The sequence below is a fragment of the Oceaniglobus roseus genome, from assembly GCF_002869745.1.
Lineage (GTDB): Bacteria > Pseudomonadota > Alphaproteobacteria > Rhodobacterales > Rhodobacteraceae > Oceaniglobus > Oceaniglobus roseus.
Window position 1 is genome coordinate 54695 of record NZ_PNOS01000032.1, and the last position, 6762, is coordinate 61456.

Below are 6762 nucleotides of genomic sequence, written 5' to 3' on the forward strand. Positions count from 1 at the left end.
ATCCTCGGACCCGCCATGCATGACGATCTTTCCTCCGACCCCGCCGGGGATGCCGTCGGCGACGCGCCCGGAGCGCGCGCGGTGCCCTGGTGGCAGACCGCCACGGGATACCAGGTCTACCCTCGCAGCTTCTGCGATTCGGACGGCGACGGCATCGGCGACATTCCCGGGATCACCTCGAAGCTCGATCACCTCGCCGATCTCGGGATCGGCTTCATCTGGCTCTCACCCGTCTATGCCTCGCCCATGGCCGACAACGGATACGACATCGCCGACTACCGCGCCATCGCGCCGGAGTTCGGCACGCTCGACGATTTCGACCGGCTGGTGGCCGAGGCGAAGGCGCGGGGCATCGGCATCGTCATGGACCTGGTGGTGAACCACTCGTCGTCCGAGCACGCCTGGTTCCGCTCGGCCTGCCAGGGCCGCGACGCGCCGTTCCACGACTACTACATCTGGCGCGACCCGGCCCCCGACGGCGGACCGCCCGACGGTCGCCGCGCGGCCTTCGGCGGCTCGGCCTGGAGCTTCGTGGCCGAGGTAGGGCAGTATTACCTGCATCTCTTCAGCCCCGCCCAGCCCGACCTCAACTGGCAGAACCCCGGCCTGAGGGCCGAGATCTGGGACATGATGCGCTGGTGGCTGGCCCGCGGGATCGCGGGATTCCGGATGGATGTCATCAGCCTGATCGGCAAGGACGTGGACGGCGGCATCGACGAGGAGGGGCCATATCTGCACGGCTTCCTGCAGGAGATGCACCGCGAGGTGCTGGCGGGGCGCGATCTTGTCAGCATCGGCGAAAGCTGGTCCGTCAGCCCCGAGACGGCGCTGATGTACTGCGGGCGCGACCGCCACGAGCTCGACATGGTGTTCCAGTTCGCCCACGTGAAGGAGGGCTGGGATCCGGTCCACGGCAAGTTCCGCCCGAAACCCTTCGACCTCGTCGCCTTCAAGCGGGTGATGTTCGACTGGCAGGCGGTGATGACCAACGACGGCTGGAACTCGCTGTTCCTGACCAACCACGACCTGCCGCGGCAGGTGTCGAAATACGGCGACGACGGGGAATACCGCGTGCGCTCGGCCAAGGCGCTGGCGACGCTCCTGCACCTGATGAAGGGCACGCCCTTCGTCTACCAAGGTGAGGAGATCGGGATGACCAACGCCACATTCACCGCGATCTCGCAGTTCCGCGACCTCGAGATCCTGGGCCACCATGCCGAATCCGTCGCCGCGGGGATGAGCGAGGCGGAGTTCATCGCCGGGGCCAACGTCAACGGCCGCGACAACACCCGCACGCCGATGCAGTGGACGGATGCACCCGGCGCGGGCTTCACCGCGGGCACGCCCTGGATCGACATCAACGACAACCACGTCAGGATCAACGTGGCCGCCGACCGGGCCGACCCCGACGGCGTCTTTGCCCATTACCGCCGCCTGATCGCGCTGCGCCGCGAGAAGCGGGTGATCAGCCACGGCGCGCTCACCCCCTGGCACGAGCCGCATCCGCAGGTCATGGTCTATACCCGAGACCTCGACGGCGAGCGGGTGACGATGATCGCCAACGTCTCGGGCGAGGAGGTGCGCTTCGCCCCCGACCCGGCGCTGGTCGCGCAGGGCGTCTGCCTGGTCCACAACGTCGCCCCCCGGGACGCCGTGACCTCCGACCTGGCGCTGGCCCCGTGGGAGGCCTTCGCGCTGCTCTCCCGCGCCGACGGAACGACGCCGCTCGCCGCTTGACCCAGATCAATGCGCCGCCCCGCTGTGCCATGACATTTGGCGCATCCGCTGATGAGGTGCCCGATGCCGTTCCCGTCCCTGTCCACGATCCTGCTCGGCGCCGGCGCGCGAAGCACCCTCGGCAGCGCTGCGGCCTGTGCCGCGGCCTGGAAGGCGCGACTGGACGTCGTCTGGATCGAACCGCTGAGGATCGAGGCCGATATCGTCGTTCCGGGCTACGGCGGCGCGATGCCCGTGCTCGGGGCCAGCTTCTCGGCCGCGTCCGAGCGCGAGGTCGAACTGGCCCTCGACCATGCCCAGGCGGTGGTGCAGGACATGCTGGAGGACGCGGATTTCGGCTGGAGCTTCCAGGGGCTGAGCGGCGAGCTGCTGCCGACGATGCGCGCCGCGGTCCGCTCGGCCCTCTACGCCGACCTGCTCGTGATCGAGCTTGGCGGGACCGCGCGGCCGGAGGCGGCGACCCTTGCCGAGGCGGCTCTGTTCGGCGCGCGCGTGCCGGTTCTGGCGCTTCCGGCGCTGCCCGAGCCGCGGTTCGGGCGCATCGTCATCGCCTGGGACGGCAGCGCCCAGTCGCTCGCGGCGGTGCGCGCGGCGCTGCCGCTGCTGAAGGCGGCGGCGGACGTGCGGCTGGTGCAGGTGGATGCGGCGGCCGGGTCGGACGGCGCGCCGCCGTCGGCCGGGGTGGTGCGGATGCTGTCGGCCCACGGCGTCGCCGCCTCGGTCTTCGAGCGCCGCTCGCAGGGGCGCAGCATCGCCGTTACGCTGGCGGACTATGTCGGGGACAGCGCGGCGGACCTGCTGGTGATGGGCGCCTACGGCCATTCCCGGCTGCGCGAACAGATCCTCGGCGGCGTGACCCGCGACATGCTGCGGCAGACCGGCGTGTCGCTGTTCCTGGCCCGCTGAGGGTCAGTCGTCCGGATCGGCGCCCGCCGCCTCGAGCAGGCGGGAGAAGTCCGGGATCGCGATGGTCCGGTTGTTCTCCAGCGCGATGATGCCTTCCTTGCGCAGGCCGGTCATCTGGCGGCTCACCGTCTCGATGGTCAGGCCCAGGTGATCGGCGATCTCGGCCCGGGTCAGCGGCAGCTGCACCTCGACCGCGCCGCTCAGGGGTGCCGATTTCGTCTGCGCCCGCTGCCGCCGCGCGAGGCTGGCAAGGAACGACGCCACCCGCTCGCGCGCCGTGCCGCGGCCCAGCGTCACCGCAAGGTCCTGCGCCGCCTCCAGTTCGTCCAGCGTCATCTCCAGCAGCCGCGAGGTCAGGCTGGGGGTGTCGGCCAGCAGCTGCTCGAAGCGCTTGCGCTCGAACCGGCAGAGGGTCACCTCGCTCAGCGCGACGATGTCGAATGTCGCGCGCGTGCGCCCCGGCCGCCCGATGAAGTCCGACGGCAGCAGCAGGCCCACGGTCTGCCGCCGCCCGTCCTCGAACCCCTTCGAGATCGTGGCGCAGCCGGCCACCAGCGACGACAGGTGTTCGAGCGGCTCGCCGGCCCGCGCCAGGTAGGTGCCCGCGGGATAGCTGCGGTAGGATTTCACCTGCTGCAGGATCGCCAGCGACGCGCCGTCGGCCGAGGCGCAGACGGCCGAGTGGCGAATCGGGCAGGCGCGGCAATCGGCGGGGATCAGGGGCAGGTTCATCGGGGCACGGGCCTTGTCCGGGGGCGGTGCGGGTCTTCCGGTGTCAGGGTGCCACGGGGGCGCGGCCGGTTCAAGGGACCGCCGATGCGGTGCGCCGCCTCGTCAGCGGTCGCGCGCGCGATCGCGCGCGACAAGGGCATGTATTCCATCGCGAATATCGCCCAGGGCGCCCGGCAGCTTGACCGGCGGCGTCGTCATGTATAGGCAAATTGCGGGCGAGGCTCCCGATCCGGGGGCGAAGCGCCGTGCCGTCCTACGGCACCGGCCGGAAACGGAGCGTCGAGGTGATCCGCAACCGCGCGAGCGAGACCCTGCATGCCAGGATCAAGAAGCGCCTTCTCGACAACATCGTCGGCGGCACCTGGAAGCCGGGCGCGCAGGTGCCGATCGAGACCGAACTTGCCGCAAGCTTCGGCGTGTCGCGGATGACGATGAACAAGGTGCTGACGCAGCTGTCCAACGAAGGGTACATCACCCGTCACAAGAAGCGCGGCACATTCGTCGCGCGGCCCCGCTCGCAATCCGCCGTCATGGAGATCGCCAGCATCCGCGAGGAGGTCGCCGCGCTGGGCGAACGCCATCGCTGGTCGCTGCTCGAACGTGCGGTGCGCCCTCTCGGACCCGAGGAGCGGGCGCTGCTGAACCCGATGGTCGATGCCGCCGCGGACCGGCTGGTGGTGGTGCGCGGCGTGCACTTTTCCGGCGAGGTTCCGTTCTGCCACGAGACCCGGGCGATCAACCCGCGGGCCTGTCCGGCGGCGCTGGAGCAGGATTTCGAGACGGTGGAGCCCGGCCAGTGGCTGCTCGACACCGTGCCATGGATCACGGCGCAGCATACCATCCGCGCGATCAACGCCAGCCGGGCCGAGGCGCGGGTGCTGGCGCTGGACGACGGGCAGGCCTGTCTCGAGATCCTGCGCCAGACCCGCACCAGTGCCGACTGGGTGACGACGGCGCGGCTGCTCTACAGCGGCGAGGCGCACCAGCTCGTCGCCCAGTTCGGACCCGGCGGGAGAGGGAACGCGCCATGATCGACGGGGCGCCCGGCCGCCTTGCGCAAGCCGCGGCGCCCTGCATGGCGAATGACGGGAACCGGCCGGGCCGGAAGCGGCGGTGAATGCTGTCGGGATGGTGCGGGTGAAGGGACTCGAACCCCCACGCCTTGCGGCGCCAGAACCTAAATCTGGTGCGTCTACCAGTTCCGCCACACCCGCAGGACCGCCGCCTGCTTAGCAAAGCCGCCCCGGCGACGCGAGGGCGAAAATGCGTCCCCTCGGGGTCGATGCCGCGGAATTCCCCGGCCTCGCCCTTTTCCGGCCGCATTTGCCGCCAAGGATCGGGGCAGTCCAGAGATGAGGCGACCGACCATGATCACCGAGACGCACGCGCCCGCCGCCCCCGCCGCCACCCTGTCCGGGACCGGCTTTGCCGCTGGCACCGAGGTGATGACGATGACCGGCCCTGTGCCCGTCGAGGCGCTGAAGGTCGGCGACCGCCTGATCACCCGCGACGGCATGCGCCCGGTCCGCGCGATCCGGCTCCGCATCCTGCGCGGTGTCCGCCCCTGCCGGATCAGCCAGAACGCCCTGGGCAACGCCCGCCCCGAGCGCGACATCACCGTCGCGCCCGATCAGCCGATCCTGCTGCGCGACTGGCGCGCCCGCGCGCTGTACGGACAGGGCACCGCGATGGTCGCGGCGTCGCGGCTGGTCGACGGCGTCTATATCTCGCGCGCGGCCGCGCCCGTGGACCTCGAGGTGCATGTGCTCGACCTCGGCACGGACCAGGTGATCTACGCCGACGGCCTCGAATTCGGCGTTTCCGCCCTCTGAGGCCCTCCTCCGACCCCGCATCCGCCGTGCCTTTCCGCCTCCGTTAAGCCTTTGTTGCCGGATCCTGCGGCAAAACGGGACGACGAGGCAGCGGAAGGGCGGTTTGTCATGGAAGCGGACGCGATCCTCGCGCCGGTACGGGAGTGGTGCGCCCAGGCGGCGCACCGGGACATCGGCCTTGGCGCCGGCGTTCGGGTGATGACGCTGCGCGGTGCGGTTGCCGTCGAACGGCTGGTGCCGGGTGACCGCGTCGTGACCCGGCGCGGCGCGCGCCGACTGCTGGCGGTAAGGACCGCCCGGCTGACCGATATGCGGCCCTGCATCCTCGGCGGCGACGTCCCGCGCCCCGGTTGGCCCGCTGCTACGCTGCAGGTCGCGCCCGGCCAGCCGATCCTCCTGCGCGACTGGCGGGCGCGCGCGCTTTTCGGCCAGGGCAGCGCCATGGTGCCCGCCGCCCTGCTGGCCGATGGCCTGGCGATCCGCCGGGCCGGGCGTGCGCGGACGATGACCGTCCATCGCCTCGACCTCGGGGAGGACGCGGTGGTGCTGGCGGTGGGGCTGGAGTTCGGCGTGCCGCGGCCCTGACGGCGCGCCTCCGGTTCAGGTGCCGGACAGGGCCTTCAGGGCCGCCGAGACGGGGGCGAGGGTGACGGTGGCCGCGCGATTGCCGAGGGTCCACTCCAGCAGCGCCCCCAGCGTCTCGGGCCGGTTGCGGCCGACGAGGATCACCGCCTCTTCCTGGCGGGCGCGGAAGGCCGCCTGGTCGAGGAACCGCTTGACCGCCCGCAGATCCTGCCCCTCGGCGTCGATCTGGCGGAACACCAGCGCGGCGGGCACGCCCGCACGCCCGGCCACCTGCTGCCCGGCGTTCAGACCGCTCGGGAAGGACACCAGCCCGTGGCCGGTGCGCGACAGTTCCGACACGACCTCGGCCATGGCGTCGCGATTGGTCTGCAACTCGCCGTCCGGGCGGTCGATCAGCGCGGCGGCCACCGGGACCGTCGCGAGGTTGCTTTCCAGAGCCACCGCCGTGTCGGTCGCCGTCGCGCCTTCGGGAAGGGTCGGGATCACCAGCACCTCCTTGCCCTGGGCGCGGTAGGCCTCGGCGCGGGCGGCGGCGTCGGGCAGCGTGGGGTCGACCGCGATGCTGACGGGCAGCGGCAGTTCGATCAGCGGACCGCCCCCGTCCAGCAGCACCACGGCCACCAGCGGCTTGCCCTCGGGGTTCTCGAAGGGTTCGCCGTTGCGCGTCAGGGCATCGTCCACCGCCGCGTCCGCCCCGCTTTCGCCAAGGGGGGCGACCGCGGCGGGCGCGCCGATCTGGGGCAGGCGGCGGACCACGACATCGCCGCCCGCGATCTGTGCGGGCAGCGTTCCGGCCCCCTCCGGTGCCGAATCCGTCGCCAGGGTTCCCGTCGCGGCGGGGTCGCGCACCTGCGGCAGCGGCGCGGGCAGCGGTGCCGGGGCATCGGCCGCGATCTCGGGCAGGCGCGGGATGTCCGAGGGCGGCAGCGGCGCCGCCACCTCCGCGCGCTCCGGCGCCTCGGCCTCCGGC

Annotated in this window: 7 protein-coding genes and 1 tRNA gene; 5 read left to right on the forward strand and 3 right to left on the reverse strand. The window is 71.7% G+C overall.

All coding sequences use genetic code 11. The features are described from left to right. Positions 1–15: 15 nt before the first annotated feature. Complete coding sequence (locus tag A7B20_RS15505) at positions 16–1737, forward strand: alpha-glucosidase (protein WP_102109500.1); 1722 nt, start codon at positions 16–18, stop codon at positions 1735–1737. A 63-nt stretch (positions 1738–1800) separates the two neighbouring features. Beyond that, on the forward strand, positions 1801–2643 hold the full coding sequence (locus A7B20_RS15510) for a universal stress protein (protein WP_157937702.1): 843 nt from the start codon (positions 1801–1803) through the stop codon (positions 2641–2643). A gap of 3 nt (positions 2644–2646) precedes the next feature. Here A7B20_RS15510 and fnrL read toward each other — a convergent pair whose 3' ends face one another. Beyond that, positions 2647–3375, reverse strand: a complete 729-nt coding sequence (gene fnrL, locus A7B20_RS15515; protein WP_102109491.1) for a transcriptional regulator FnrL — start codon at positions 3373–3375, stop codon at positions 2647–2649. A 245-nt stretch (positions 3376–3620) separates the two neighbouring features. Here fnrL and A7B20_RS15520 point away from each other — a divergent pair, with 245 nt between their 5' ends. Next, a complete protein-coding gene (locus A7B20_RS15520; protein ID WP_172961033.1) occupies positions 3621–4406 on the forward strand; it encodes a histidine utilization transcriptional repressor HutC in 786 nt (261 codons plus the stop codon). 98 nt (positions 4407–4504) lie between these two features. On the opposite strand, the gene A7B20_RS15525 is transcribed toward A7B20_RS15520, so the two are convergent. After that, a tRNA-Leu gene (locus A7B20_RS15525) sits at positions 4505–4589 on the reverse strand. A gap of 153 nt (positions 4590–4742) precedes the next feature. Here A7B20_RS15525 and A7B20_RS15530 point away from each other — a divergent pair. Together A7B20_RS15530 and A7B20_RS15535 are read left to right on the forward strand one after the other, a co-directional pair. Next, positions 4743–5207, forward strand: a complete 465-nt coding sequence (locus A7B20_RS15530) for a Hint domain-containing protein (RefSeq protein ID WP_102109493.1) — start codon at positions 4743–4745, stop codon at positions 5205–5207. Between the two features lie 108 nt (positions 5208–5315). Continuing rightward, the gene (locus tag A7B20_RS15535) at positions 5316–5792 is read left to right on the forward strand and encodes a Hint domain-containing protein (protein WP_102109494.1); all 477 of its coding nucleotides are present in this window, start codon (positions 5316–5318) and stop codon (positions 5790–5792) included. 15 nt (positions 5793–5807) lie between these two features. On the opposite strand, the gene A7B20_RS15540 is transcribed toward A7B20_RS15535, so the two are convergent. Next, positions 5808–6762: divergent polysaccharide deacetylase family protein (locus tag A7B20_RS15540; protein ID WP_172961034.1), on the reverse strand; the 955-nt coding region annotated here is incomplete at its 5' end.

Coding starts and splice junctions, on each gene's coding strand:
- A7B20_RS15510 (WP_157937702.1), top strand. CDS start 1,801: ATGCCGTTCCCGTCCCTGTCCACGATCCTGCTCGGCGCCGGCGCGCGA.
- A7B20_RS15505 (WP_102109500.1), top strand. CDS start 16: ATGCATGACGATCTTTCCTCCGACCCCGCCGGGGATGCCGTCGGCGAC.
- fnrL (WP_102109491.1), bottom strand. CDS start 3,375: ATGAACCTGCCCCTGATCCCCGCCGATTGCCGCGCCTGCCCGATTCGC.
- A7B20_RS15530 (WP_102109493.1), top strand. CDS start 4,743: ATGATCACCGAGACGCACGCGCCCGCCGCCCCCGCCGCCACCCTGTCC.
- A7B20_RS15535 (WP_102109494.1), top strand. CDS start 5,316: ATGGAAGCGGACGCGATCCTCGCGCCGGTACGGGAGTGGTGCGCCCAG.